The organism is Bradyrhizobium sp. WSM1417, assembly GCF_000515415.1.
Taxonomy (GTDB): Bacteria; Pseudomonadota; Alphaproteobacteria; order Rhizobiales; family Xanthobacteraceae; genus Bradyrhizobium.
This window is the reverse complement of the sequence record NZ_KI911783.1, coordinates 1,344,538-1,369,283: the sequence shown is the minus strand read 5'-3', so window position 1 is coordinate 1,369,283 and position 24,746 is coordinate 1,344,538. Positions and strand designations below refer to the sequence as shown.

Annotated in this window: 22 protein-coding genes; 9 read left to right on the top strand and 13 right to left on the bottom strand. The window is 63.5% G+C overall.

Annotated elements, in window-relative coordinates; translation table 11 throughout:
• Window positions 1-168 precede the first annotated feature (168 nt).
• From BRA1417_RS0106605 to BRA1417_RS0106575, 7 genes are all read right to left on the bottom strand, one after another.
• On the bottom strand, window positions 169-864 hold the full coding sequence (locus BRA1417_RS0106605) for an ABC transporter ATP-binding protein (protein ID WP_007599215.1): 696 nt from the start codon (window positions 862-864) through the stop codon (window positions 169-171).
• Window positions 857-1,591, bottom strand: coding sequence for an ABC transporter ATP-binding protein (locus tag BRA1417_RS0106600; protein ID WP_027515154.1), 735 nt, complete (start codon window positions 1,589-1,591; stop codon window positions 857-859). Before BRA1417_RS0106600 ends, BRA1417_RS0106605 begins: the two co-directional genes overlap by 8 nt.
• On the bottom strand, window positions 1,578-2,684 hold the full coding sequence (locus BRA1417_RS0106595; RefSeq protein ID WP_027515153.1) for a branched-chain amino acid ABC transporter permease: 1,107 nt from the start codon (window positions 2,682-2,684) through the stop codon (window positions 1,578-1,580). The genes BRA1417_RS0106600 and BRA1417_RS0106595 overlap by 14 nt, the downstream gene beginning before the upstream one ends.
• 6 nt (window positions 2,685-2,690) lie before the next feature.
• Window positions 2,691-3,908, bottom strand: coding sequence for a substrate-binding protein (locus BRA1417_RS0106590; RefSeq protein WP_007599205.1), 1,218 nt, complete (start codon window positions 3,906-3,908; stop codon window positions 2,691-2,693).
• Window positions 3,909-3,912: 4 nt separating this feature from the next.
• Entirely contained in the window at window positions 3,913-4,770 is an 858-nt protein-coding gene (locus BRA1417_RS0106585) for a branched-chain amino acid ABC transporter permease (RefSeq protein ID WP_027515152.1), read from the bottom strand.
• 96 nt (window positions 4,771-4,866) lie between these two features.
• Entirely contained in the window at window positions 4,867-6,381 is a 1,515-nt protein-coding gene (locus BRA1417_RS0106580; RefSeq protein WP_027515151.1) for an amidase, read from the bottom strand.
• 175 nt (window positions 6,382-6,556) lie between these two features.
• Window positions 6,557-7,744, bottom strand: coding sequence for a substrate-binding domain-containing protein (locus BRA1417_RS0106575; RefSeq protein WP_027515150.1), 1,188 nt, complete (start codon window positions 7,742-7,744; stop codon window positions 6,557-6,559).
• A 178-nt stretch (window positions 7,745-7,922) separates the two neighbouring features.
• Here BRA1417_RS0106575 and BRA1417_RS0106570 point away from each other — a divergent pair, with 178 nt between their 5' ends.
• The gene (locus tag BRA1417_RS0106570) at window positions 7,923-8,357 is read left to right on the top strand and encodes a MarR family winged helix-turn-helix transcriptional regulator (RefSeq protein ID WP_007604563.1); all 435 of its coding nucleotides are present in this window, start codon (window positions 7,923-7,925) and stop codon (window positions 8,355-8,357) included.
• Between the two features lie 1,587 nt (window positions 8,358-9,944).
• Here BRA1417_RS0106570 and secA read toward each other — a convergent pair.
• Window positions 9,945-12,785 carry a preprotein translocase subunit SecA gene (gene secA / locus BRA1417_RS0106565; RefSeq protein ID WP_027515149.1) on the bottom strand — a complete coding sequence of 947 codons (2,841 nt, stop codon included), beginning with the start codon at window positions 12,783-12,785 and terminating at the stop codon, window positions 9,945-9,947.
• 361 nt (window positions 12,786-13,146) lie between these two features.
• On the opposite strand from secA, the gene BRA1417_RS0106560 reads away from it, so the two are divergent.
• Window positions 13,147-14,094, top strand: coding sequence for a peptidylprolyl isomerase (locus tag BRA1417_RS0106560; protein ID WP_027515148.1), 948 nt, complete (start codon window positions 13,147-13,149; stop codon window positions 14,092-14,094).
• 103 nt (window positions 14,095-14,197) lie between these two features.
• Window positions 14,198-15,439: a bifunctional glutamate N-acetyltransferase/amino-acid acetyltransferase ArgJ gene (gene argJ / locus BRA1417_RS0106555; RefSeq protein ID WP_027515147.1), complete on the top strand. Its 1,242-nt coding sequence runs from the start codon at window positions 14,198-14,200 to the stop codon at window positions 15,437-15,439.
• A gap of 51 nt (window positions 15,440-15,490) precedes the next feature.
• Here argJ and BRA1417_RS0106550 read toward each other — a convergent pair whose 3' ends face one another.
• Window positions 15,491-16,846, bottom strand: coding sequence for a TadE/TadG family type IV pilus assembly protein (locus BRA1417_RS0106550; protein WP_027515146.1), 1,356 nt, complete (start codon window positions 16,844-16,846; stop codon window positions 15,491-15,493).
• Window positions 16,847-16,985: 139 nt separating this feature from the next.
• Between BRA1417_RS0106550 and mutT the strand changes: the two genes are divergently transcribed.
• Window positions 16,986-17,396, top strand: coding sequence for an 8-oxo-dGTP diphosphatase MutT (mutT, locus tag BRA1417_RS0106545; protein ID WP_027515145.1), 411 nt, complete (start codon window positions 16,986-16,988; stop codon window positions 17,394-17,396).
• 135 nt (window positions 17,397-17,531) lie between these two features.
• Here the strand turns inward: mutT and BRA1417_RS0106540 are convergent, their stop codons facing one another.
• A complete protein-coding gene (locus tag BRA1417_RS0106540; RefSeq protein WP_027515144.1) occupies window positions 17,532-18,368 on the bottom strand; it encodes a methyltransferase domain-containing protein in 837 nt (278 codons plus the stop codon).
• A 64-nt stretch (window positions 18,369-18,432) separates the two neighbouring features.
• On the opposite strand from BRA1417_RS0106540, the gene BRA1417_RS0106535 reads away from it, so the two are divergent.
• From BRA1417_RS0106535 to BRA1417_RS0106520, 4 genes are read left to right on the top strand one after another with little or no spacing between them, the layout of a single operon-like run.
• Window positions 18,433-19,230 carry a ComF family protein gene (locus tag BRA1417_RS0106535; protein WP_027515143.1) on the top strand — a complete coding sequence of 266 codons (798 nt, stop codon included), beginning with the start codon at window positions 18,433-18,435 and terminating at the stop codon, window positions 19,228-19,230.
• Between the two features lie 47 nt (window positions 19,231-19,277).
• On the top strand, window positions 19,278-19,553 hold the full coding sequence (gene grxC, locus BRA1417_RS0106530) for a glutaredoxin 3 (protein ID WP_027515142.1): 276 nt from the start codon (window positions 19,278-19,280) through the stop codon (window positions 19,551-19,553).
• Window positions 19,550-20,428, top strand: a complete 879-nt coding sequence (locus tag BRA1417_RS0106525) for a carbon-nitrogen hydrolase family protein (protein WP_027515141.1) — start codon at window positions 19,550-19,552, stop codon at window positions 20,426-20,428. The genes grxC and BRA1417_RS0106525 overlap by 4 nt, the downstream gene beginning before the upstream one ends.
• Entirely contained in the window at window positions 20,425-20,910 is a 486-nt protein-coding gene (locus BRA1417_RS0106520) for a DUF1178 family protein (RefSeq protein ID WP_027515140.1), read from the top strand. The genes BRA1417_RS0106525 and BRA1417_RS0106520 overlap by 4 nt, the downstream gene beginning before the upstream one ends.
• Here the strand turns inward: BRA1417_RS0106520 and BRA1417_RS0106515 are convergent.
• From BRA1417_RS0106515 to BRA1417_RS0106505, 3 genes are all read right to left on the bottom strand, one after another.
• Window positions 20,907-21,806 (bottom strand): EamA family transporter, encoded by a 900-nt coding sequence (locus tag BRA1417_RS0106515; RefSeq protein WP_027515139.1) that lies wholly within the window; start codon window positions 21,804-21,806, stop codon window positions 20,907-20,909. The genes BRA1417_RS0106520 and BRA1417_RS0106515 overlap by 4 nt on opposite strands.
• A gap of 170 nt (window positions 21,807-21,976) precedes the next feature.
• Window positions 21,977-22,750 (bottom strand): bifunctional 2-polyprenyl-6-hydroxyphenol methylase/3-demethylubiquinol 3-O-methyltransferase UbiG, encoded by a 774-nt coding sequence (gene ubiG / locus BRA1417_RS0106510; RefSeq protein WP_027515138.1) that lies wholly within the window; start codon window positions 22,748-22,750, stop codon window positions 21,977-21,979.
• A 14-nt stretch (window positions 22,751-22,764) separates the two neighbouring features.
• On the bottom strand, window positions 22,765-23,232 hold the full coding sequence (locus BRA1417_RS0106505; protein ID WP_027515137.1) for a PH domain-containing protein: 468 nt from the start codon (window positions 23,230-23,232) through the stop codon (window positions 22,765-22,767).
• A 150-nt stretch (window positions 23,233-23,382) separates the two neighbouring features.
• Between BRA1417_RS0106505 and BRA1417_RS0106500 the strand changes: the two genes are divergently transcribed.
• Window positions 23,383-24,639 carry an aspartate kinase gene (locus BRA1417_RS0106500; protein WP_027515136.1) on the top strand — a complete coding sequence of 419 codons (1,257 nt, stop codon included), beginning with the start codon at window positions 23,383-23,385 and terminating at the stop codon, window positions 24,637-24,639.
• Window positions 24,640-24,746: the final 107 nt, after the last annotated feature.

The following is a 24,746-nucleotide window of genomic DNA, read 5'->3' as shown; positions in this document are numbered from 1 at the left end:
CTCCGATCCATCCCAGCCTGACGCCGTCATTCCCCGCGAAGGCGGGGAATCCAGTATTCCAGAGGCACCCCTTATCGATCGAGAAGCTGCGGCGTACTGGATGCCTCGCCTTCGCGGGGCATGACAGCCGAATTCGGTGTGAGAGCGACGCGCTTCACGCGCGCTCTCCTACGGTGCCAGATACCGCAGCAGCTCCGGATTGCCCCTCACCTCGCCTGCCTCGCCTTGCAGCGCGACGCGGCCGCGGTCGAGCACGTAGGCGTAATCGGCGACGCGCAGTGCGAGGTCGAGGTGCTGCTCGACGATGATGACGGCGATGGTTTTCGCGAGTTCGATCAGGCGCTCGGTAATCTCCTCGATCACGCCGATCCAGACGCCTTCGGTCGGCTCGTCGAGCAGAAGCAGTTTTGGATCGCCCAGCATCGCACGGCCGATGGCGAGCATCTTGCGCTCGCCGCCGGAAAGCGTGCCGGCGGGCTGGTCGAGGCGCTGACCGAGCTTTGGGAAGATGGTCAGCACGTGGTCAACGGCGTCAGCTTTTCTGCTCGCGAGCGAGCCGACCGCGAGATTGTCGCGCACCGACAGGCGCGCGAACACCGAATGCTCCTGCGGCACGTAGCCGATGCCGGCGCGCACGCGCTCCTGGGTCGCGCGGCGGCTGATGTCGCGGCCGTCGAAGGCAACCTCGCCCTTCCACGCCGGCAGCTCGCCGACGATCGTCTTCATCAGCGTGGTCTTGCCGGCGCCGTTGCGGCCCAGCACGGCGACGCCGCCGCGCCAGGGAATGCCGAGATTGACGTCGAACAGGACCTGGCTGCGGCCATAGCCGGCGTCGAGATGCTTGATGTCCAAAAATTCAGGCACGGCGCAAATAGATCTCCTGGACGGCCTTGTTGGCCTGGATCTCCGACACCGTGCCGGACGCCAGCACCTTGCCCTGGTCGAGCACGGTGAGGCGATCGCAGATGTCGCGGATGAAATCGAGGTCGTGCTCGACGATCACGAGCGAGCAGTGTTTTTTGATCGGCTGCAACAGTTCGCCGGTGACGCGGCGCTCCTCCAGGCTCATGCCGCCGGTGGGCTCGTCGAGCAGCAGAAGTTTCGGCTTGCCGGCAAGCGCCATCGCGATCTCCAGCCATTGCTGCTGGCCGTGCGACAGGGCCGCGGCCGCATCGAAAGCGCGGTCGGCAAGGCGGAACTGCGTCAGCATGGTCATGACCTGATCGTGCAGGAGCCCGCGCGTGCGCGAGAACACGAGGTCGAACAGCGACGACTGCGCCTGCAGCGCGAGCAGGATGTTGTCGTACAGCGTCAGCGTCGGCAGTACGCTGGTGATCTGGAATTTCAGGCTCATGCCGGCGCGGGCACGCTCGGTCGGCGTGAACGCGGTGATGTCGGTGTTGACGAAGGAGACCTTGCCCTGCGTGGGCGCCTCGGCGCCCGCAATGCACTTCATCAGCGTGCTCTTGCCGGAGCCGTTCGGGCCGATCAGGCCGTGAAACTCGTTCTCGCCGACGGTCAGCGCGGCGCCATCGAGCGCGGTGAGCTTACCGAAGATCTTCTTGACGCCGGTGGCTTCAAGGAGCGGCATTGCGCTTCTCCTTCCCGGTCTTCCTGGATTTGCCACCAAAGCTGCCGACCCGCTCGCGCTCGCCGAGCACGAAGCTGATCAGGCCGAGCGGCCGGAACAGAATCACCAGCAGGAGCAGCACGCCAAGAATGATCGGCCAGACCTCGCGGTAATTGTCCGAGAGCCAGAAGCTGACGCCCTCGACGATGACGGCACCGATGACGGCGCCGATCAGCGTGCCGGAGCCGCCGAACAGCACATAGAGCACCACTTGGGTCGAGACCACGACGCCGACCATGTTGGGCCAGACGAAACCTTCGTGGAAGGCGTAGAGGCTGCCGGCGAGGCCGGCCACTGCGCCTCCGATCGCAAAAATGATCGCCTTGAGGTGCTGCGCCTTGTAGCCGAAAAAGGCGATGCGCTGCTCGTTCTCGCGCAATCCCGCGAGCGCCAACCCGAACTGCGAGCGCACCAGAAAGCGGCAGAGGAGATAGACCACGACGAGCAGGCCAAGCACGAGATAATAGAACGGCGGCCCTTCCGAGAACTCGTAACTGCCGAGCGTCATCGAGGAGATCGAGGGGATGCCGTTCTGGCCACCGAGATAGTACCAGCCGCGCGCAAGCCGATCGGCGGCGTAGGATCCGGTCAGCGTGCCCAGGGAGACGAAGATCACGCTGGAGGGATGCCGTCCCAGCAGCAGGAAGCCGCCCAGCAGCAGCGCAAAGGTGAGCCCGATGATGGTGCCCGCGGGCAGCACCAGGAAGATGTTGGTGATGTCGAGGTCCCGCGCGAGCAGCGCCACGCCATAGCCGGCCGAACCGAAAAACAGCGCCTGGCCGAAGCTCATGATGCCGGCATAGCCCCACACCAAATCGAACGAGAGCGCGAACAGCGCGAGGATGATCACACGCGTCGCGAACACCGTGAGATAGTCCTGCAGCACTAGCGGCGCGAACAGCGCCGCGAGCAGCACGACGCCCTCCACGATCGGCAAGACCTTTCGGCCCGAAGCGGCTTGCTTCGTTGGTCCGTGCTCAGTCATGGCGACGTCCGCCTCCCCGCATATCTCGGCGGGGATCGCCTGTTTCACTGCGCCCATCGACTTCAGCATTCCAGCTTAACACTCCTTGGGATCGACGAGCCCGTCGCTGCGTCCGACGATCTCGTAATTCCCGCCCTTGGCGACCGCGGTGTACATCTTCATCTTGCAATGCCGCTTGCCCGGGACCATCTCGGCCGGTCCGCCGGGGCCTTCGGCGATCTTGGCGTGGTCGAGCGTAGCCGCGACGGACTCGCGGTCGATCTTGCCGGCTTCCTTGACGGCGGCTTCCCACAGCTTCAGCCCGCGATAGGTGCCCGTGGCGGCGCTGCCGGCGGCGAACAGGAAGTTGCCCGGGAAATCCTTCTCGTAGGCCGCCTGGATTTTCGCGTCGAACGGGTTCTCCTTGGTCAGCACCTTGAAATAATCGAGACAGCTGGCGAGACCCTCGATCTCGGCCGCCTGATTGATGTTGAGCGTGTTCTCGTCATAGTAGACGCAGGCCAGCCGTCCGCCATTTTTGAGGAAGCCGGCTTCATAGAGCTGCTTGAAGAACGGGCCGACTCCCGGCGGGATGACGGTGTTGAACACGACGTCGACCTTGTTGGAGATGATGCGGTTGACGGTCGAGGAGAAGTCGACCTGGTCGAGCGGATAATATTCCTCGAACACGACCTCGCCGCCGTTGGCTTCGATCACCTTGCGGGCGTAGACGTTGAGCGTGTGCGGCCAGACGTAGTTGGCGCTCGGCAGCGCGAACTTCTTGCCGCCGTTCTTGATCAGCCAGGGAATGAACTCGTCACACTGCTGCGCCGGCGTCGGCCCGGTGCAGAACAGATAGGGCGTGCACTCCTTGCCTTCGTAGAGCTGCGGATAGATGTAGAGCGTCTTGCCGCGCGCGACGATCGGGTCCTTGATGGCGTTGCGCATCGACGAGGTGATGCCGCCCAGCACCATGTCGACCTTGTCGCGCTGGATCAGCTTGCGGACGTTGCCGACCGCGACGGATTCGTTCGAGGCGGTGTCCTCGATATAGAGCTCGAGCGGGCGGCCGAGCAGACCGCCGCCGGCGTTGATCTCCTTGATCACCATCTTGGCGACGTTGGCGTCGGCATTGCCGGCGTAGGCGATCGGCCCGGTGAGGTCGGTGGCGATACCGACCTTGATCGGGGCTTCGGCCGCATTGGCCCAGGGCGCCGGGATCACCCAACTGCCGACCCCGGTTGCAACCGCCCCGGAGGCAAAGGCGAAATTCGAGAGGAAGCGGCGGCGGGAGAGCTGAGTGCGATCGGACATGTGACTAAACCCCTTTTCCAGCAATGAGGCCCTGCGGCCGGAATTTGATGAAGACGATGGCGAGAACGAAGACGAGCACATCGGCCACGACGGGCGCCATCACCCAGGGCAGCGCGGCACTGAGCGTGCCGATGACGCCGGCGCCCGCGACCGGCCCGATGAAGGAGCCGACGCCGCCGACCATCACCGCGACGAAGCCCTGGATCAGGAAGCGCAGGCCGAGATCGGCGAACAGGCTGAACACGGGGACGATCAGCGCGCCGGCAAGGCCGGCAAGCGCCGCGCCGAACGCAAAGGTGGCGCCGTAGATCAGCGGCGTGGAGATTCCGGAGGCGCGTGCCAGCGACGGATTTTCCAGCGTGGCGCGCACGCGCAGGCCAAAGCTGGTGCGCGCCAGCAGCAGATAGCAGCCACCCATCACCAGCGCCGTGATGACGATGATGGTGAAGCGCCAGGCCGAGATATGCATGGCGCCGATGTCGATCGAGCCGCCGATCGGCTCCGGCACGGTGAGATAGAAGCCGCCGATCAGGCCGCGAACGGATTCGCGGATGATCAGGCCGAGCGCATAGGTGCCGAGCATGGCGACGATGGGGGCTGCGTAGAAGCGTCGGATGATCAGCGCCTCCAGCACGAAGCCGAGCGCGCCGACGATGAAGGGGGCGGCGACCATGCCGGCCCAGATCGGAAGGCCCTTGGCGTAGGCGAGATAAGTGATGTAGGCCCCGAGCAGGACGAACTCGCCCTGCGCGAAGTTGAAGATGCCCATCATGCTGGCGATGATCCCGAGCCCCAGCACGATCAGGACGATGATCGCGCCAAAGCTCAGGATCTCGAATACCGCGACGAACGCGTTAGCCATATGATGCGTTCTTGTTTTGACGCGTTTTCTTGACGCGAACCGGTATCCACTTCGCTTGAAAACGCTCTGGTCCGCCCGTCTGCATGAGTCCCTCGCTCACATTTTCTTCCAGTCGCCGATCTGCTCGAAGGCATGCGCGGCGCGGTAGATGGTGGATTCCTCGAACATGCGGCCGACCAGCATCAGGCCGACAGGCAGGCCGTCGACCATGCCGCAGGGCAGCGACATCGCCGGATGATGGGTGATGTCGAACGGCGCGGTGTTGGAGATCATCTCCAGCGCGCGCGCGACATAGTCCTCGCGGCTGGCCGTGGGCTCCGGCAGCTTCGTCGCCTTCATCGGCGTCGTCGGCAGCAGCAGCAAATCGTAGTCTTTGAAGGCCTTGTCGTAAGCCGCGGTCAGGCGTCGGGAAATGTTGAGCGCCTTGCCGTAATAGCGCGGGCCAAACGTGTTGTTGATGTAGGTGCCGAGCAGCAGGAACAGCTTTGTGGTCTCGGACAGGGAATCCGCCTGCCGCCGCCAGCCGCGATGGAAGTCCATCAACGTCGTCGAATAGAGGTCGGATCGGCTCAGCCCATAACCGTCGCCATACATCATGGTCTGGGTCATGCCCTCGGTGCCGATCGGCGTCCAGATTGCGGGGCCCATGAGATGCATCGGGATCGATACGTTCTCGACCGTGGCGCCCAGATCCTTGAATCGCTTTGCGGCCTCGCGCACGCTCTCGTTCACGGCAGCTTCGGCCGTCGCCTGCTCAAAGCCTTCCTTGAGGATGCCGATCTTCATGCCCTTGACGCCCTGGCCGAGCGCCTTGGTGTACTCCTCGACCTTGGGCGCCTTGATGCGGGGATCGTAGCCGTCGTCACCGGCCAGCACCTCCAGCAGCAGGGCGTTGTCGGCGACGGTCGCCGTCATCGGGCCGGTGTGGTCGACGAACACCTCGATCGGCATGATGCCGGTGTAGGGCACGAGGCCCCAGGTCGGCTTCATGCCATAGGTGCCGCAGAACGAGGACGGCATGCGGATCGAACCACCCTGGTCGCCGCCGATCGCCATGTCGACTTCGCCGAGCGCAACGACGACGCCTGAGCCTGACGACGAGCCGCCGGCCGAATAGCCCATCTTGTGCGGATTGTGGACGGCGCCGACCGCATTGGTGTGGCTGCCGCCGGACATGCAGAAGGATTCGCAATGGACTTTTCCGGCGATCTCGGCGCCGGCATCGAGCATGCGGGTGACGATGGTGGCGTCGAAATCGGGCACGTAGCCTTCGAGCGTCGCCGAGCCGTTCATCATGGGAACGCCGGCGAGCATGATGTTGTCTTTCAGGGCGACCGTCTTGCCCTTGAGCTTGCCGCTCGCCGCACCCTTCACGGTCGACTTGCGATACCAGGCATTGCGCGGGTTCTCTTCCGGCGAGGGCCGATAGCCCGGCGTGCGCGGATATTTGACCTCCGGCACCTCGTCCGGCATGGCTCCGACCAGATTGTAGGCTTCGATCGAGCCCTGCATCAGGCCGCGGAACGAGGCGACATCGTCGTCGGTCAGCGAAAGGCCGCACTGGTCGGCGACACTGCGCAATTGGGCTGGCGTGGGAAGGACAACTGTCACGGCGCTCTCCTCAAAGGCTTCTTGATCCCTGGAATTGGAATCCCTGGCATTGGAGCCTCATGGGCGCGCGTGCACGGCGCGGGCCCATCGGCTTCGCCTCGATATTACAGACGGAAATATTTTCCTTTTCAAGTATTATTTTGGATTCGGGCGTTTGCAGATGGCCGCGCCCGCATCAGATCGGTTTGATCAGCTTGAAGTCGAGGCCATCCGCCCCGGCGAGATACATTTGCATCCGGGTGTGACCGTTCCTGACGGTGACGGGACCGCGCGCGCCGCCATAGACGATGTTGCGGCCGGCCGCGAGCATCGGCCCCATCGCCAACGTGCCCGCCTTGTTCGCCACGGCCTCGAGGAAGCGCAGTCCCTCATAGCTGGATTGACCGAGCGAGCCGATCGGCGGGCCGTTCGGCCCGAACATCGCGCGATAGCGGCTCTGGAAGTCGTCGTTGGCCCGCGATCCGATGCCGGGGAAATAGCCGGAGGCGCAGAACAGATTCTCGCTGTTGTCGGCGCCAATTCCGAGCAGCACGGTCTCGTCCATCGCCCCGGCCAGCCGCAGCGTCGTGGCACCGAGGCCGCATTCGCCGAACGCGCGATTGAACGTGATGCTGTCGGTGCCAATCAACGAGATCAGGACGACGTCCGGCCTCGCGGCACGGATGCGCTCCAGGTGCGGCTCGTGGTTGTCTTCGCCGAGGGGAACGAACTCTTCGCCGACGACATGGCCGCCGGCCTCCTTGATGTAGCGCTTCACCGCGCGGTGCGATTGCCAAGGCCAGACATAGTCGCTGCCGATCAGGTACCAGCGCGCCGCCTTCTTGACGTCGGCGAGCCAGTGGATCGAGGGGCGGCTCTGCCAGCGCGGCGTCTCGCCGATCGCCATGACACCCGGCGTCTGCTCGCCGCCCTCGTAGACGGGCGTGTAGATGTAGGGGATGCTGTGGCGGGTGGTGACCTTGCGCAGCGCCACACGCACCGCGCTGGTGTGCAAGCCGACGATGAGATCGATCTCATCCGAAGCGATCGCCTGCTCGGCGCGGCTCAGAATCCCGTCGAGCGGGCCGCCAGCGTCGTAGATCGAAAGCTCGATTTCGCGCCCGAGAATGCCGCCGCGCTTGTTGATCTCGGCGACCGCGAGCTGCGCACTGCTTGTCGCGCACGGGCCCCAAACGCCGGGCGAGCCGGTGCAGCAGATAAAGCCCCCGACGCGGAGCTTGTTGTGTGCGCCGCGGCGCTTCATGAAATGCGCGTCAGCCGGCGACAGGTCGAAATCCGCTGCCGCGGGCGACATATTCCTGAACAGCAGGGACGGCGGTAACGCCGGACCGCCGTGAGCCGGGAAGTTTACCGTCGCGCGCACGCCAACTCCTGTCTGATACCAGACTTGAAAGCTCATTCGAGAGGCGGCCGCGGCACCCGCCCTATTGTTGGGCAATATCCTATTTTGAAAATATTGAATATTCAAGAATTGAAGTGCATATAGATGCAGCATCGATTGCAAGACATTCACTCATTTGGGTCAAGACAAAGTCTTAGCCGTGGCAAAATCGAACACCCCGATCACCGAACACCTCGCCTACCTGCTCGCGCAAGCCAACCGGGAGATCAACCGGCAGCTCGAACTGCGGTTGAGCAAGGAAGGCGTGCCCGTCGAGCAGTGGCGCATCCTGAAAGTCCTGTCGGATGGCAACGGCCATTCGATGGGCGAGCTCGCGGATGCCGTGCTGCTCAACCATCCGACGCTGACCAAGATGATCGACCGCATGGTCTCGGACACGCTGGTCTACCGCGTGCAGGACCCGAATGATCGCCGCAAGGTCCTGATGTTCATCTCCGATCGCGGCAAGGTGCTGAGCAAGAAGCTCAACTCGCTCGCGGTCGACCAGGAGGAGCACATCCTGGAGAGCTACGGCGACAAATCGACCAGCGAATTGAAACGGCTGCTGGAGAGCTTGATCGACAGCTCGAATTGAGGCGTGGTCGAGCAAACCTTCAACGGCTCTAGCTGGCGAAAGCAGTCGCGTAGATGCACCCAGCCCATTTGCAGCAGATAAATTCGCCGCCACGTGGCTAGCGGCAACCCGAGGCATCGAGGTCCTGCACTGGGCGTACCGCGCGTCGCCGCGCGCCCACGTCCATCGCCGATACATGCCGTTGGGCTTGACATTTGAAGCAATCCAGGGTTGTTTTGTGTTTTTGAGATTGTGTGGGAGAAGTCCTATGAAATCTCCGTTTTCATTGCATTCATTTATTCGCAGCCGAAAGCTATCGCTGGCACTGCTTATCATCATTGCCGGATATTTATTCGCTCCCGTCTATTTCGATCGAAACCAACTACCGGCGAGTGAAGAGCAATGGCACTGCAAGAGCGACGGCTCGTTTGGAAATCCCCGTCTTACGATGCGGCCAACATCCTCGCTGAAGATCATAAGGCTCACGAATCTCGGCGAGTTCGTTGAACGATGCGAGTTGGCCGACGTTCTATATGAGCTGAATTGGGGACGGGACGATCAGATTGGGCATTCCCCGGCAGAGTATGATCACAGCGCACCCAAGTTGCCGAAACTAGCTGTCGTCTACATTCACGGCTGGAAGCACGGCGCGAAAGAGGACGACGACGACAGGGTGAAATTTGGAGAACTCGTTGATCGCTTGATAGAGAAGCACAGGGGCGAAAAGTATGTGGTCGGCATCTACGTTAGTTGGAACGCCTCCACAGATTTGCCGGAACCATTAGAAAGCCTGTCATTTTGGGTAAAGAAGGCGGACGCTGACCGCATATCACAAGGCGGCGCGGTAACTAAGATCGTCAGCTCGATTGGCGCGGTCGTCCGGAAAAACGGACACGACCAGTTCATCGCGATAGGCCACAGTTTTGGAGCGCGAATGCTCTATTCGGCAACGGCGCAAGGGCTCGTCAACCAAGCAGCATTTTCGCATCCTGGATATAGCCGCGGCGACTACGAACCGTTTCGGGGTGTGGCGGATGCCGTGATCCTCTTGAATCCTGCATTCGAGGCTTCGCGCTACACTGTCCTGGATGACCTTACGCGATCAGGCGAGAACTTCACATCGAAGCAGAAGCCGCTGATGGTCGTCATCTCATCGGAGGCCGATTGGGCGACAAGAGTGGCTTTTCCTGTTGGACAGTGGCTTGACCTCGCAAATACCGCGCGTGAAAAAACAACGATCGGCAATTACAGATCTTACCGATCACATACGCTGGAGCGGTCCAACGGGACGAACTGCGATCCGATCGGCCCAGCGGGTATTTCCGAAAGCTTTGACAGGGCCGGCCTTTGCCTCAAAAGGGTTCGCAGGGAGGAGACGGACAAGCTGAGCAAGGATGGAAGAAACAAGGTCCGGCAGACCTTCCAACCCTTCAATCCGCTTATAGTCGCGAGCACCCCGGCTGACGTCATAGCCAGTCACGGAGACGTCTGGAATCCGAGCTTCAGTGGCTGGCTATTCGAGTTGGTTGCCGCACTCGAAGATCGCGCCCCGGCTCCGACACCCGACCCCAACGACCGGACGTCTAGTGTACCCGAGCAACCGACGCGCTACGCATACCGCCCGTGGCAATGCTTGTACTTCTTGCCTGAGCCGCACGGGCAATCCTCGTTGCGGCCGATCTTGCCCCAGCTCGCCGGGTTTTTGGGATCGCGCAACGCGGCGTCGGTGGCCTGCGCACCGAGCGTGACGCTGGCGAGCGCCATTTCGTCCTCGCCGGTGTTCGGATCGAACTTGTGCGCTTCCATCGGCGGCAGCACCGGGGCTTCCTGCTCCGGCGGCACGATCTCGACCCGCATCAGCTGCGCCGTCACAGCCTCGCGCAGATGCGCGCTCATCTCCTGGAAGAGGTTGAACGCTTCGGTCTTGTACTCCTGCAACGGATCGCGCTGGCCGTAGCCGCGCAGGCCGATGACCTGGCGCAGATGGTCGAGCATGATCAGATGCTCGCGCCAGAGATGGTCGAGCGTCTGCAGCAGAATGGTCTTCTCGACGTAACGCATCACGTCGGGACCCCATTGCGCAACCTTTGCGGCCATGTGCTCGTCGGCGCGGGTCTCGATGCGCGTGAGCAGCTCCTCGTCGGCGATGCCCTCTTCCTTCGCCCAGTCCTCGACCGGCAGGTCGAGATCGAGCACGCGCTTGAGCTCTTCCTTCAGGCCCGCGACGTCCCACTGCTCGGCATAGGCATGCTCGGGCACGTGCTTGGCGACGAGGTCGTCGATGAAGGCGTGGCGCATGTCGGCGACGGTCTCGGCGACGCTGTCGTCCTTCATCAGGTCGACGCGCTGGTCGAAGATCACCTTGCGCTGGTCGTTCTGGACGTTGTCGAACTTGAGCAGGTTCTTGCGGATGTCGAAGTTGCGCGCCTCGACCTTCTGCTGCGCCTTTTCGAGCGCCTTGTTGATCCAGGGATGGATGATGGCCTCGCCCTCCTGCAGGCCGAGACGCTGCAGCATGCTGTCGAGGCGATCCGAGCCGAAGATGCGCATCAGATCGTCTTCCAGCGACAGGAAGAATTTGGAGCGGCCGGGATCGCCCTGACGGCCGGAACGGCCGCGGAGCTGGTTGTCGATGCGGCGGGATTCGTGGCGTTCGGAGCCCATGATGTAGAGGCCGCCGGGCTTCTTCACGGTCTTGGCCGGCTTCGAACCCTTCGCCGGCTCGATCTCGACCTCTTCCTCGGCCTTCAGCACGATCTCGCGGAAGTGCTCGATGTCGGCCTTGATCTGCTCGATCTTCAAGGCCTTCTCGGCCTCGTCCTCGATCGAAGCGGCCTCCTGCTGGATGCGCATTTCCAGCGAGCCGCCGAGCTTGATGTCGGTGCCGCGGCCGGCCATGTTGGTCGCGATCGTGATCGCGCCGGGCACGCCGGCTTCCGCGACGATGTAGGCTTCCTGCTCGTGGAAGCGCGCGTTCAGCACCGCGAACAGCTTGGCCGGTTTGCCGGCGCGGGCCGCGGCGTACAGCTTCTGCATCGAATTTTCGTTGCCGAAATCGATCTGCCGATAGCCGTGCTTCTTGAGGTATTCGGCGATCACTTCCGACTTTTCGATCGAGGCGGTGCCGACCAGCACCGGCTGCAGCCGCGCATTGGCGCGCTCGATCTCGGCGAGGATCGCGGCGTATTTCTCGTTCTGGGTGCGATAGACCTCGTCGTCCTCGTCGAGACGGGCGACCGGCAAATTGGTCGGGATCTCCACGACCTCGAGCTTGTAGATGTCGAACAATTCGTCGGCTTCGGTCAGCGCCGTGCCGGTCATGCCGGCGAGCTTTTCGTACATCCGGAAATAGTTCTGGAAGGTGATCGAGGCCAGCGTCTGGTTCTCGGGCTGGACCTGCACGTGCTCCTTGGCTTCCAGCGCCTGATGCAGGCCTTCCGAATAGCGGCGGCCCTGCATCATGCGACCGGTGAACTCGTCGATGATGACGACCTCGTCGTCGCGGACGATGTAGTCCTTGTCGCGCGTGAACAGCGTGTGGGCGCGCAGCGCCTGGTTGATGTGGTGCACGACGGAGACGTTCTCGACGTCGTAGAGCGACTCGCCCTTGAGCTGTCCGGCATCGCGCAGCAGCGTCTCGATCTTCTCCATGCCGGCTTCGGTCAGCGTCACCGTGCGCTGCTTCTCGTCGACGTCGTAGTCGGACTTGTCGAGCTTGGGCAGGAAGCCGTCGATGGTGTTGTAGAAGTCGGAGCGGTCGTCGAGCGGGCCGGAGATGATCAGCGGCGTGCGCGCTTCGTCGATCAGGATGGAGTCGACTTCGTCGACGATCGCGTAGAAGTGCGGCCGCTGGACCATGTCCTCGAGCCGGTACTTCATGTTGTCGCGCAGATAGTCGAAGCCGTATTCGTTGTTGGTGCCGTAGGTGATGTCGCAAGCATAGGCCATCTTGCGCTCGGAATCGTCGAGGCCGTGCACGATCACGCCGGTGGTCAGGCCGAGGAAGCCGTAGATCTGGCCCATCCAGCCGGAGTCGCGGCGGGCGAGGTAGTCGTTGACGGTGACGACGTGGACGCCTTTGCCGGCGAGCGCGTTGAGATAGACCGCGAGCGTTGCGACCAGGGTCTTGCCTTCGCCGGTCTTCATCTCGGCGATGTCGCCCTCGTGCAGCACCATGCCGCCGATCAACTGGACATCGAAATGGCGCTGGCCGAGCGTGCGCTTGGCGGCTTCGCGGACCGTGGCGAAAGCGGGGACCAGAAGGTCGTCCAGGGTCTTGCCCTCGGCGAGCTGCTTCCTGAACTCGACGGTGCGGGCCTTGAGGGCCTCGTCGGAGAGTTTCGAGACCTCGGGCTCCAGCGCGTTGATCGCGTTGACGCGGGACTGATATCCCTTCACCCGCCGGTCGTTGGCGGAGCCGAAAAACTTGCGGGCGAGCGCGCCGATCATGCTTAGTTCCTGTGTTCGCGATTCAACCGCGTTCGCGTTGCAGCCAAGAGGTTGTCACCCGCCTGCCTATCAACTCACCGTGACGCCTGCCGGGCGCCGGAGCCCGAACTGCGGGGGGTCCATCCGCCATATGGGTGGGAGTAGGGCAAGTCTGGGTTCAACGGCTAAAAACGCAGCAAAATAAACGCCATCGCATGGACGCGACCGGGCAGAGATATGGCCCGGTCAGGGCCTTGTCAACGGCGGGTGCATTGCGGCTAATTCATCATTTTGACAGACTTTTCGCGTTGCCAAGGCCCCCTGAATTGGGCGAGTGTCCGCCCCGCTCGAGCAGCCCCCTGCTTCAACAAAAGGATTTTCCATGACCACCTCGTTCCCGGTAACCAAAACCGGCCTGCGCTTCGGCCTCGCCACCGCCCTCGTGGGCTGCCTTGCGCTGGCGCTGATCGCGGGTCCCGGCCGGGCTGCCGACGATCCGGTGCTGGCGAAGGTCAATGGCGCGGAAATCAAGAAGAGCGACGTCGCCATGGCCGAAGAGGAACTCGGGCCGAGCCTCGCCCAGATGGACCCGGCGACCAAGGACGAGAACGTCCTGTCCTTCCTGATCGACATGAAGATCGTCGGCAAGGCCGCCGAGGACAAGAAGCTCGCCGACGGCGAGGAGTTCAAGAAGCGGCTCGCATTCGCCCGCAACCGCCTGCTGATGGACAGCCTGCTCGCCGGCGAGGGCAAGGCCGCCACCACCCCGGATGCCATGAAGAAGGTCTATGAGGAGGCCTCCAAGCAGATCACCGGCGAGCAGGAAGTGCACGCCCGCCACATCCTGGTCGAGACCGAGGACGAGGCCAAGGCGGTGAAGGCCGAACTCGACAAGGGCGCCGATTTCGCCGAACTCGCCAAGAAGAAGTCCAAGGATCCGGGCTCGGCCGACGGCGGCGACCTCGGCTTCTTCACCAAGGAGCAGATGGTGCCGGAATTCTCGGCGATCGCCTTCGCGCTCGAGCCGGGCAAGATCTCCGACCCCGTGAAGTCGCAGTTCGGCTGGCACGTCATCAAGGTCGAGGAAAAGCGCAACCGCAAGGCGCCGGATTTCGAGCAGGTCAAGGCGCAGATCGAGCAGTATGTCACCCGCAAGGCCCAGGCCGATTACGTCGCCAAACTGCGCGCGGAAGCCAAGGTCGAGCGGCTGGACCAGCCGGCGGATGCGGCAAAGGACGCCAAGCCGGCTGATGCGGCCAAGCCTGCCGATGCCAAGCCTGCCGATGCGAAGCCGTCCGACAGCAAGATGGCGCCGCCCGCGAAGAAGTAAGAATTCGCTGTCGCTTCGGTGACGTGAAGAGTATCTAAGCCTTTGTGATGCCCGGCCCCCGCGCCGGGCATCTGCATATCCAGATCCCATCAAGGCGCCCGCGATGTCCTCCTCCGTCTCTCCCCTCGCCCCGAAGAACGTTCCGAACATGCCCGTGATCGCGGGGGTCCGTCTCGCGACGGCCGAGGCCGGCATCCGCTACAAAAACCGCACCGACGTGCTGCTCGCGGTGATGGACAAGGGCACCGCGGTCGCCGGCGTCTTCACCAAGTCGAAATGCCCCTCCGCGCCGGTGGAATGGTGCCGCGCCAAGCTGAAGGGCGGCAAGGCGCGCGCGCTGGTGGTCAATTCCGGCAACGCCAATGCCTTCACCGGCAAGACCGGCCGCAGCTCCACCGCACTGACCGCCAAGATCGCGGCCAAGGCCGTCGGTTGCACCGAGGGGGAGATCTTCCTGGCCTCGACCGGCGTGATCGGCGAGCCGCTGGATGCGACCAAGTTCGACGGCGTGCTCGGGCGGCTCGCGGAAACCGCCGAGGCCGGCGATTATCTCGCCGCCGCCAAGGCGATCATGACCACCGACACCTTCCCGAAGGTCGCGACCGCGACCGTGACGCTCGGCAAGGCCGAGGTCACCATCAACGGCATGGCCAAGGGTGCCGGCATGATCGCGCCCGATATGGCGACGATGCTGTCCTTCATCTTCACCGACGCACCGATCGCGCCTGCCGCGCTGCAGGCGCTGCTCAAGAGCGGCGTCGAGGACACGTTCAACGCGGTCACGATCGACGGCGACACCTCGACCTCGGATACGCTGCTGGCCTTTGCCACCGGTGCTGCCGCAGAACACGGCGCGCCGAAGATCAGCCGCGCCAGCGACCCGCGCCTGAAAGCCTTCGTCAAGGCCTTCAACCAGGTGCTCGCCAATCTTTCCGAGCAGGTGGCCCGCGACGGCGAAGGCGCGCGCAAACTGGTCGAGATCACCGTCGAGGGCGCCAAGACCAAGGCCTCGGCGCGCAAGATCGCGATGTCGATCGCGAACTCGCCGCTGGTGAAGACCGCGATCGCCGGCGAAGACGCCAATTGGGGCCGCGTGGTGATGGCGGTCGGCAAGGCCGGCGAGCCGGCCGACCGCGACAAGCTCTCGATCTCCTTCAACGGCATCCGCGTCGCCAAGAACGGCGCGCGCGATCCGTCCTATGACGAGGCGCAGGTGTCGGAAGCGATGAAGGCGCCGGAGATCGCGATCAAGGTCTCGCTTAGCCTCGGCAAGGGCCGCGACCGCGTGCTGACCTGCGATCTCACCAAGGAGTATGTCGCGATCAACGGGGATTACAGGTCGTAGCCGGACTCGCGGTGAGTCCTCTTGACCCGCAAGGGGGCGGGGTGATCAAAATCACCCCGAGATCCGCGCATCCGCGAGTGCCTTCTTGAACAGCGCGTTCATCGCTTCCGAAATGCCCTGGGTGGGGCTAACCTCGAAATAGAATCCCGGCGAAGCGCAGCTCTGCATGTTCTGCGCGATCTTGCTGTTCGGAGACGGCCCCCACGGCCCGGGGTTAAAGGGCGATATCCATGTGTTGTACCAGCCGTCAGTAGGCGGTTGGTATGTCGTGTACAGCACCGCGATCTTGATCCCGCGGTTCTTGATGGTCGTGCAGAGCGCCGGATTGATCGGCGACTGACAGCGGTTCGATGACGCGAGAGGATACGAAGAAGACGAGACACTACACATCGTCATGCCCGAGTTGGCTTCGTCAGCGACCCCATCGGATACAAAAAACAGATATTTTAGCGGTGACGCGGACGTACCTGCTCCAGGCGAGGCGATTGCGCTATTGATTGCGGGAAAAATAGTAGTGAAGGGAGTATCTTTGTCGATAGTATACACGTCATTCTGACCGGCAACCGCCATCAGGTCGATGTTTCCCGCCGCCGTCTTGGCGGAGCTCAGGCTCGACGACAGCGCGAACAGATTTCTCAATCCGATCGTCGCTGACGAAGCGCCGAAATCGTAGATCGCCATTCTGAACTGGTTCGAATAGGTCTGCGTGCTCTGGGCTGTGTCCATCAAGTTCGCGCTCGCCTGGCGCACCACGTCAATTCGAGTCGTGATGCCGTTTGCCTTGGCGATGTCGTAGTTGCTTGTGCCGGCCGCCTTTGTGGTGTCGTGACAGGCGAATGCGCATCCACCCGTCTTTCCCTGCAACTTCGTGATGTCGGTCGGTGTCGCTGCGACGCCCATCGACGGAGAATTGTCCAGCAGGAGATAGAAGTCGACATAGAGCGGCATATTGGCCGTCGACGACGACGTGCCGCTCATGGTCAGTGTGGTCTTGCCGATCAGGCTGAGAAACATGGTGTTGATGGTGGCGGTGAACGAGACGGTCGAGTTGATGGTCGAGCCGGTCTTGACGACGGTCGGGGTGACGCTGTTGAGCGTATAGCCGGTCAGGTTGGCTCGATTGGCATCGAAGATTTTCTGGGCGTCGTTGACGCCAACCGTGATCGTGCCGTCCGTGGTCATCGAGCCCGCGGCGACAAACCCCGGCGAGGCCTTGGCGAGCGCACCGACGCTGGCCGCGTCAGCCGCGCCCTGAAGCTTCGACCGGACCTGCGTCGCGCGGGAGTAGTCGATCGCGGCGCCGATGAACGTGATCAGGGGGACGCAGCAGATTGCGAAGATTACCGCGACATTGCCGCGCCGGTCGCGGAGGAACCGGCGGAAGGTGGGACGACACTCAGCGCGCATGGATCTGGCCCGGAATGGTTTCGGCGTTTCCACTCTAGGAACCCTGGATTAAATATGACTTATGGAGACCTCGGAAACCGGGGCCATATCAGGGTTAACGGTCCGTTGCGAAAGACCTTCAGCGAGCGACATTCCAGGCATGGCTGATCTCAAACTGACGCTGGTGGTGGCCTGCGCGCTGGTCGACGCCGACAACCGCGTCCTGATCGCGCAGCGCCCCGAGGGCAAGACGCTGGCCGGCCTCTGGGAATTTCCCGGCGGCAAGTGTGAGCCCGGTGAGCGGCCGGAACAGAGCCTGATCCGCGAACTCCATGAGGAGCTCGGCATCACCGTCGCCGAACCCTGCCTGGCGCCGCTGACGTTCGCGAGCTACGGCTACGAGACCTTCCACCTCCTGATGCCGCTCTACATCTGCCGGCGCTGGGAGGGACAGGTCACGCCACGCGAAGGTCAGACCCTGGCCTGGGTTCGCGCCAACAAACTGCGCGACTATCCCATGCCGCCCGCGGACATTCCGCTGATCCCGCATTTGATTGATCTGCTGATGTGAGCTCAGACCTCATCCTGAGGAGACCGCGCAGCGGTCGTCTCGAAGGATGGCTGCGGATGAGAGCCGGGCCTGCATGGTTCGAGACGGCGCTGACGCGCCTCCTCACCATGAGGATTACTCTTTTCACCATGAGGATTACTCTTTCCCCGCCTTCTTCACCGCTTCCGCCAGGCTCGCCTTCGCTGATCCGGGCTTGAGCGGCTGCTGCTGACTCGCATGCGGGGCCCAGCCTGAGAGCCAGATGATGTCGAATGTCGCACGGATGCGGCCGTCGGCATCGGCAAAGCGTTCCGCATAAACTTCAGCCATCCGCAGCAGCGTCGATCGCCGGCTCGGCGTGCGTCGCCGCTCGATCAGCACATTGGCCGCGCCCATGCGCCTGATATCCTGCATCAGCGCGAACGCGTTGGCGTAGCGCACCACGACGCGGTCGACATCGGTGACCGGCAACGCAAACCCCGCCCGCTGCAACAGCGCGCCAACGTCGCGCAGATCCGCAAACGGTGCGACGCGCGGCGACACGCCGCCCTCGCATTCGGCCTCGGCGGCGGCAAAAGCCTGGCGCAGCTCGGTCAGACTGTCGCCGCCGATCATCGCCGCCAGCAGCAGCCCGTCCGGCCTCAGCGCGCGGCGGATTTGCGCGAGCACACCCGGCAGATCGTTGACGAATTGCAGCGCCAGCGCCGAGACCACGAGATCGAGGCTTTCCGGCGCAAAGGGCAGCTTCTCCGCACCGGACGCATCGAGCTCAATGCGCTCGATCGAGGGCAGCCGCGCGAGGCCCTCGCCGGGCGTCCAGAGATCGGCCGCCGTGTGAAACTCCCGCATCACCGCGGCCAATCGGTCGGACATGTCCTCGGCGACCCGATCCAGCAGGAAGCACACGGCACCTTGCGCCTGCGCGCGGCGCTGTCGCGCGTGCAACAAAGCACGATCGAACAAAGCGGGTGGGGTTTGCGGGTCTTGAGCCATGGCGCTGGTTACGCCCATCGCGACGGTTCTGGCAATCCGGTGCGTGCGGCGCTAGCTTTCGGCCATGGCATCCGACGCCGCCCCTTCTCGTTCCATCGCCGCCCCCCTGCGCGCCGCATGGACGGCTGGCCAGCACGCATTGTCACGTGCGGCACGGCTTGCGCTCGACATCGCGCTGCCGACGCTGTGCGTGTCGTGCCGCGAGCCGGTCGACGGCGAGGGCGTGTGCGCGGCGTGCTGGGTGCGGCTGTCGTTCATCGAACGGCCCTACTGCCCGCGGCTCGGCATTCCTTTTGTGTACGACCCCGGCCCCGACATGCTGTCGATGGAGGCGATCGCGAGCCCGCCGGCCTACCAGCGGGCGCGCGCCGCCGTGCGTTATGACGACGTCGCGCGGACCCTGGTGCATGCGCTGAAATACCAGGACCGCACGGATTTAGCGCCCGCCATGGGCCGCTGGATGGCGCGCGCGGGCGGCGAGCTGCTCACCGGCGCCGACATGCTGGTGCCCGTTCCCCTGCATTGGCGAAGGGCTTGGCGCCGCCGTTACAACCAGTCCGGGGCGCTGGCGCGGATCATCGAGCGGCAGAGCGGGGTGAAGGTGAAGGCTGAGGTGCTACGGCGGGTACGCGCGACCGAGCAGCAGATCGGCCTGTCGCGGGCCCAGCGCGCCACCAATGTGCAGGGCGCATTCCAGGTATCCCCGGACCGTCAGGCGGACGTCCAGGGTCGGCGCATTGTCCTCATCGACGACGTCCTGACGTCGGGTGCGACGCTGGATGCCTGTGCGCGGGCCCTGCTCCGGGCCAAGGCGGCGCAAGTGGACGTGCTGGTCTTTGCCCGGGTTGTCGAGAGCCGGTGAAGTCCCATATAATTCAATGAATTCATGACATGAAAGCGCCAGACAAGATGACCGCTGCTGTCGAGATCTACACGAGGCCGGGCTGCGGCTATTGTTCCGCGGCCAAGTCGCTGCTGACCCGCAAGAAGGCGACCTTCACGGAGTTCGATATCGCGAAGAACACGTCCTGGCGCCAGGAGATGTACGATCGCGCCGGCGAGGGCTCGACCTTCCCGCAGATCTGGATCGGCGGAACCCATGTCGGAGGCTGCGACGAGCTCTACGCGCTCGATCGTGAAGGCAAGCTCGACGCCATGCTCGAAAGCGTCAAGGCGGAGTCATGACCGACAACAGGACCTTCACGGCGGCGATGGTGCAGATGCGCACCGGCCTGATGCCGGAGCCGAGCCTCGCGCAGGCCACCCGGCTGATCCGCCAGGCTGCGGCCAATGGCGCCGACTACGTGCAGACGCCCGAAGTCAGCAACATGATGCAGCTCAACCGCAAGGCCCTGTTCGAGCACCTCCAGAGCCAAGACGACGACACCTCGCTGAAGGCATACCGGGCGCTCGCGGCGGAACTGAAGATCCACATCCATGTCGGCTCGCTGGCGCTGCGCTTTTCGGACGAGAAAGCGGTCAACCGTTCGTTCCTGATCGGGCCCGAGGGCAATGTGCTCGCGAGCTACGACAAGATCCACATGTTCGATATCGAGCTGCCTGACGGCGAGAGCTATCGCGAATCCGCCAATTACCAGCCGGGCGAGACGGCCGTGATCTCCGACCTGCCCTGGGGCCGCGTCGGGCTGACGATCTGTTATGACGTGCGCTTCCCCGCGCTCTACCGCGCGCTGGCCGAAAGCGGCGCGTACTTCATCACGGTACCTTCGGCCTTCACCCGCAAGACCGGTGAAGCGCATTGGCACGTGCTGTTGCGTGCGCGCGCGATCGAGACCGGGTGCTTCATCTTCGCCGCGGCGCAGGCAGGCCTGCACGAGAACAAGCGCGAGACCTATGGCCATTCCCTGATCATCGATCCCTGGGGCGAGATCCTCGCCGAGGGCGATGTCGAGCCCGGCATCATCATGGCGAAAATCGATCCCGCCAAGGTCGAGATCGCGCGCCGCGCGATCCCCTCGCTCCAGCACGGACGCCGCTTCGGCGTCGCCGACCCCAAGGCGGGGCCGGACCATCTGCACCTGGTGCGGGGATCGGCATGATCCGCTACGCGCTCCGCTGCGACCGGAGCCACGACTTCGAGAGTTGGTTCCAGAGCTCGGCCGCGTACGATTCTCAAGTGAAGCGCAAGCTCGTGACCTGTCCGATCTGCGGCTCGGCCAAGGTCGACAAGGCGATCATGGCGCCGCGCATCGTCGGCAAGAAGGGCCGCGGACGCGCCACGCCGCCGCCTGAGCCCACCGCCACGACGACCACGCCCGAGGCTGCGCAATCCGCACCGACCTCGCTGTTGATGGCGCAGGAGCGCGAGCTGCGTGCCAAGCTCAAAGAGCTGCGCGATCACATCGTGAAGAACGCCGACAATGTCGGTGAGCGATTCGCCAATGAAGCCCGCGCGATGCATTACGGCGACAAGGCGCACCGTCCGATCTACGGCGAGGCCTCACCCGACGAGGCCAAGTCGCTGATCGAGGAAGGCATCGAGGTCTCTCCGCTGCCGACGCTGCCGGAAGATCGGAATTAGACTCCCACCAGCACTGCGACGCCAACCACGATCAGCGCGATGCCAAGAATCTCGCGCGGCGCGATCGGCTGCTTGAACGAATAGTACGCCACGCCTTGCGCGAACAGCACCTCGATTAAAGCGAGGGTGCGGACATTGGCGGCGGCCGTCAGCGCGAACGCCAGGAACCAGAACTGCGAGGCGAACGCGCCCATGAAGCCGGCGAGCATTGAGGGCCGCCACATCGAGAGGATGCCCTGAAGCACTTTTGGCGCGCGCCAGAGCAGGTAGACGGTAAGGATCAGCGTCTGCACGAACAGGCCGAGCACCAGCGTGAACGATGCCGCCGTCACGAACGAGACATCAGGCACGTTGATGATGGCGCCGCGGAAGCCGACCGCTGATAACGCGAACGCTGCCGCCGCGACGAGGCCGGTGATCGTCGGTTTCAATTCGGCAAAACTCTTCTCGCCACCGGGCCGCAGCGCGGTGATGACGACACCGATTGTCGCGATCACGATCGCCAGCACCTTGAGCCAGGTCAGGTGATCGCCGAGAAAGACGAAGCCGAAGATGGCGGTCTGGATCGCCTCGGTTTTCAAATAAGCCGTCGTCACCACGAAGGAGCGGTCGTTCATGGCGAGCAGCATCAGGCCGGTCGCAACGATCTGGCTGAGCGCGCCGAGCAGCAGCCAGGGCCAGAACACACCAGGCGGCATGCCGAGATGATCGCCGGTGGCGGCCAGCACCACCGCGAGAAACAGCAGCGAGAACGGAAAGCCGAACAGGAAGCGGATATTGGTTGCGCCCCAGGTCCCCAGCGGCTTCGTCAGCGACCGCTGCATCGCATTGCGCGCGACCTGGCCGAGCGCGGCAATGACGGTGAAGGGAATCCAGAGGCTGGCGATGGTGAACATGGGGAAATGGGTGGGAGGGCCAAATGATTGCGGCCAACGTGCCGCCAGGACTCAAGCAGGTCAATCACGCCCACGTCATAGGAGCGATGCTTTCGCCGAACTCAACCGTCGTCCTGAACAAGCGAAGCGCAGATCCAGGACGACGCCGAATGTTTGGAAGCGGCGCGGCCTCACACCATGCCTTCCGCCACCACCATGTAGTTCACGTCCATGTCTGACGAGAGGGTCCATTTGTCGGCGAAGGGTGAGTAGACGACGCCGGTCTGCTCGGTGATCACCAAGCGGTTGTCGAGCAGGTATTTCGTCAGCTCATCAGGGGTGACGAACTTGTTCCACTCGTGGGTGCCGCGCGGCAGCCAGCGCAGGACGTATTCGGCGCCGACGATGGCGAGCGCAAAGCTCTTCCAGTTCCTGTTCAGCGTCGAGACCACCATCAGGCCGTTCGGCTTCAGCATCGCGGCGCAGCGCTTCAGGAAAACGCCGACGTCGACGACGTGCTCGACCACCTCCATCGCCAGCACGATGTCGAAGCGCTCGCGCGGGTCGATCTCCTCAACCGTGGTGCAGCGATAGTCGATCGCGAGATGCGCCTTGTCGGCATGCAGCTTCGCGGCCGCGATGTTGCTGACCGACGGATCGACGCCGATGACCTGCGCGCCCAGGCGCGACAGCGGCTCGCAGAGCAGGCCGGCGCCGCAGCCGATGTCGAGCACGCGCAGACCGCCGAGGCAGTTGAGGCTGCGCAAATTGCGCTCGAACTTGCGGCAGGCGGCGTCGCGGATGTAGCCGAGCCGCAGCGGGTTGATCCGGTGCAGCGGCGCCATCTTGCCGTTGGGGTCCCACCATTCGGCCGAAAGTTTTGAGAATTTCGCGATCTCGGCGGCGTCGACGGTCGAGCCCGGCTGCGGGCTTGCGGTTGCGGAAGTATCTTGCTGCATGCTCATGGTTACGCGCGGTCCTACCGCGTGGTGATCGAACTGCGGAAGGCGAGCGGCGAGGCGATGGTCCGGATGGTTTCGCGACCTTCCCCCACGCCATTGATGGTCACATCGCCATAGTTGAGAATACGTCCGAGAATGGTCTGATTCACATCGACGCTCTCGACCTTGTCCAGCGCCATCTCGAAGGTGCGGCGCTTGATGAAGCCGGTCTTGTGCACGACCCGCAAATTGGTCACGTCGGTCTCGGTGGTAAAGCGATGGAACCAGCCCTTCACGGTCCAGTACAGCGCCGCCAGAGCCACCAGGCCGGCCGCGACGAGACAGAGCAGGACAAGCCCCTCGACGATGGTTTGCCGGGACAGGACGAACAGGACCAGCGCCACGATCCAGGCCAGGATCGCCGGAAAATAGAAGATCCAGTGCGCATTGGTCGAATACAGCACCTTCTCGCCAGGCTGCAGGATCTCGTCGATATAGCGCGCCATGATCTCGGTTAACCCACTACCCCGCACCCTGCCCCGCAGGAACCCGCTTGCCCCCGGCCCCGCCGCTATGTATACGCGCGGTCGGTGTCCGCGAGGCCCGTCCAGTGCGGGCCACCATACTGATCCTTATGAAGGAATGCACGCGTCGTCATGAGCCGCCTCGTGATGAAATTCGGCGGCACATCCGTCGCCAACATCGAACGTATCCGCAACGTCGCACGCCATGTGAAGCGTGAGGTCGACGCCGGCCATGAAGTGGCCGTGGTCGTCTCGGCGATGTCCGGTAAAACCAACGAGCTGGTGGCCTGGTGCACCGAGGCCTCGCCGATGCACGACGCGCGCGAATACGACGCCGTGGTCGCCTCGGGCGAACAGGTGACGTCTGGCCTGCTTGCCATCGTGCTTCAGGGCATGGGTATCCAGGCCCGCTCCTGGCAGGGTTGGCAGATCCCGATCACGACCAGCGACGCCCATGCTTCGGCCCGAATCGAGGGCATCGACGGCAGCGAGATCATCAAGCGCTTCAGGGAACGCAAGGAAGTCGCCGTGATCGCCGGCTTCCAGGGCATCAACCCCGAGACCAACCGCATCACCACGCTTGGCCGCGGCGGCTCCGACACCTCGGCCGTGGCAATCGCCGCCGCCGTCAAGGCGGACCGCTGCGACATCTACACCGACGTCGACGGTGTCTACACCACAGATCCGCGAATCGTGCCGAAGGCGCGCCGGCTCGACAAGATCGCGTTCGAAGACATGCTGGAGCTGGCCTCCCAGGGCGCCAAGGTGCTCCAGGTCCGCTCGGTGGAACTCGGCATGGTCCACAACATGCCGATTTTCGTCCGCTCGAGCTTCGACAAGCCCGAGGACATCGACCCGCATGCCAACCAGCCGCCCGGCACGCTGATCTGCAGCGAGGAGGAGATCATGGAAAGCCACGTCGTCACCGGCATCGCCTTTTCGAAGGACGAGGCCCAGATCTCGGTCCGCCAGATCGAGGACAAGCCCGGCGTGGCGGCGTCGATCTTCGGCCCGCTCGCGGATGCCAACATCAACGTCGACATGATCGTGCAGAACGTCTCCGAGGACGGCAAGACCACCGACCTCACCTTCACGGTCCCGGCCGCCGACTACACCAGGGCCAAGGAGACGATCACCGCGGCCAAGAGCCAGATCAATTATGCCCGGCTCGACACCGCGACCGATGTCGCCAAGATATCAGTGATCGGCAGCGGCATGCGCAGCCATGCCGGCGTTGCCGCCCAGGCGTTCTCGGCCCTCGCAGGACGGAATATCAACATCCGGGCCATTACAACCTCCGAGATCAAATTCTCGGTTCTGATCGACACCGCCTATACCGAGCTTGCGGTGCGCACCCTGCATACGCTCTACGGTCTCGATCAGGCTTAGGCTAATTTTCTCTTAGCGGTCGCAGCAAACGCTGAGGTCTCCACACTTTCGCGTTTGGCAGGCGTTTTGCTTGGCAAAACAAGCCCCAATTCGCTATACGGCGAACA

Excerpts from the sequence above, each read along its gene's own strand:
- BRA1417_RS0106525 (WP_027515141.1), top strand. The coding sequence starts at position 19,550 with ATGACCGACAACAGGACCTTCACGGCGGCGATGGTGCAGATGCGCACC.
- BRA1417_RS0106550 (WP_027515146.1), bottom strand. The coding sequence starts at position 16,846 with ATGCGCGCTGAGTGTCGTCCCACCTTCCGCCGGTTCCTCCGCGACCGG.
- BRA1417_RS0106500 (WP_027515136.1), top strand. The coding sequence starts at position 23,383 with ATGAGCCGCCTCGTGATGAAATTCGGCGGCACATCCGTCGCCAACATC.
- BRA1417_RS0106585 (WP_027515152.1), bottom strand. The coding sequence starts at position 4,770 with ATGGCTAACGCGTTCGTCGCGGTATTCGAGATCCTGAGCTTTGGCGCG.
- mutT (WP_027515145.1), top strand. The coding sequence starts at position 16,986 with ATGGCTGATCTCAAACTGACGCTGGTGGTGGCCTGCGCGCTGGTCGAC.
- BRA1417_RS0106535 (WP_027515143.1), top strand. The coding sequence starts at position 18,433 with ATGGCATCCGACGCCGCCCCTTCTCGTTCCATCGCCGCCCCCCTGCGC.
- grxC (WP_027515142.1), top strand. The coding sequence starts at position 19,278 with ATGACCGCTGCTGTCGAGATCTACACGAGGCCGGGCTGCGGCTATTGT.
- BRA1417_RS0106560 (WP_027515148.1), top strand. The coding sequence starts at position 13,147 with ATGACCACCTCGTTCCCGGTAACCAAAACCGGCCTGCGCTTCGGCCTC.
- BRA1417_RS0106600 (WP_027515154.1), bottom strand. The coding sequence starts at position 1,591 with ATGCCGCTCCTTGAAGCCACCGGCGTCAAGAAGATCTTCGGTAAGCTC.
- ubiG (WP_027515138.1), bottom strand. The coding sequence starts at position 22,750 with ATGAGCATGCAGCAAGATACTTCCGCAACCGCAAGCCCGCAGCCGGGC.
- BRA1417_RS0106520 (WP_027515140.1), top strand. The coding sequence starts at position 20,425 with ATGATCCGCTACGCGCTCCGCTGCGACCGGAGCCACGACTTCGAGAGT.
- BRA1417_RS0106505 (WP_027515137.1), bottom strand. The coding sequence starts at position 23,232 with ATGGCGCGCTATATCGACGAGATCCTGCAGCCTGGCGAGAAGGTGCTG.
- secA (WP_027515149.1), bottom strand. The coding sequence starts at position 12,785 with ATGATCGGCGCGCTCGCCCGCAAGTTTTTCGGCTCCGCCAACGACCGG.
- BRA1417_RS0106540 (WP_027515144.1), bottom strand. The coding sequence starts at position 18,368 with ATGGCTCAAGACCCGCAAACCCCACCCGCTTTGTTCGATCGTGCTTTG.
- BRA1417_RS0106595 (WP_027515153.1), bottom strand. The coding sequence starts at position 2,684 with ATGCTGAAGTCGATGGGCGCAGTGAAACAGGCGATCCCCGCCGAGATA.
- BRA1417_RS0106590 (WP_007599205.1), bottom strand. The coding sequence starts at position 3,908 with ATGTCCGATCGCACTCAGCTCTCCCGCCGCCGCTTCCTCTCGAATTTC.
- argJ (WP_027515147.1), top strand. The coding sequence starts at position 14,198 with ATGTCCTCCTCCGTCTCTCCCCTCGCCCCGAAGAACGTTCCGAACATG.
- BRA1417_RS0106515 (WP_027515139.1), bottom strand. The coding sequence starts at position 21,806 with ATGTTCACCATCGCCAGCCTCTGGATTCCCTTCACCGTCATTGCCGCG.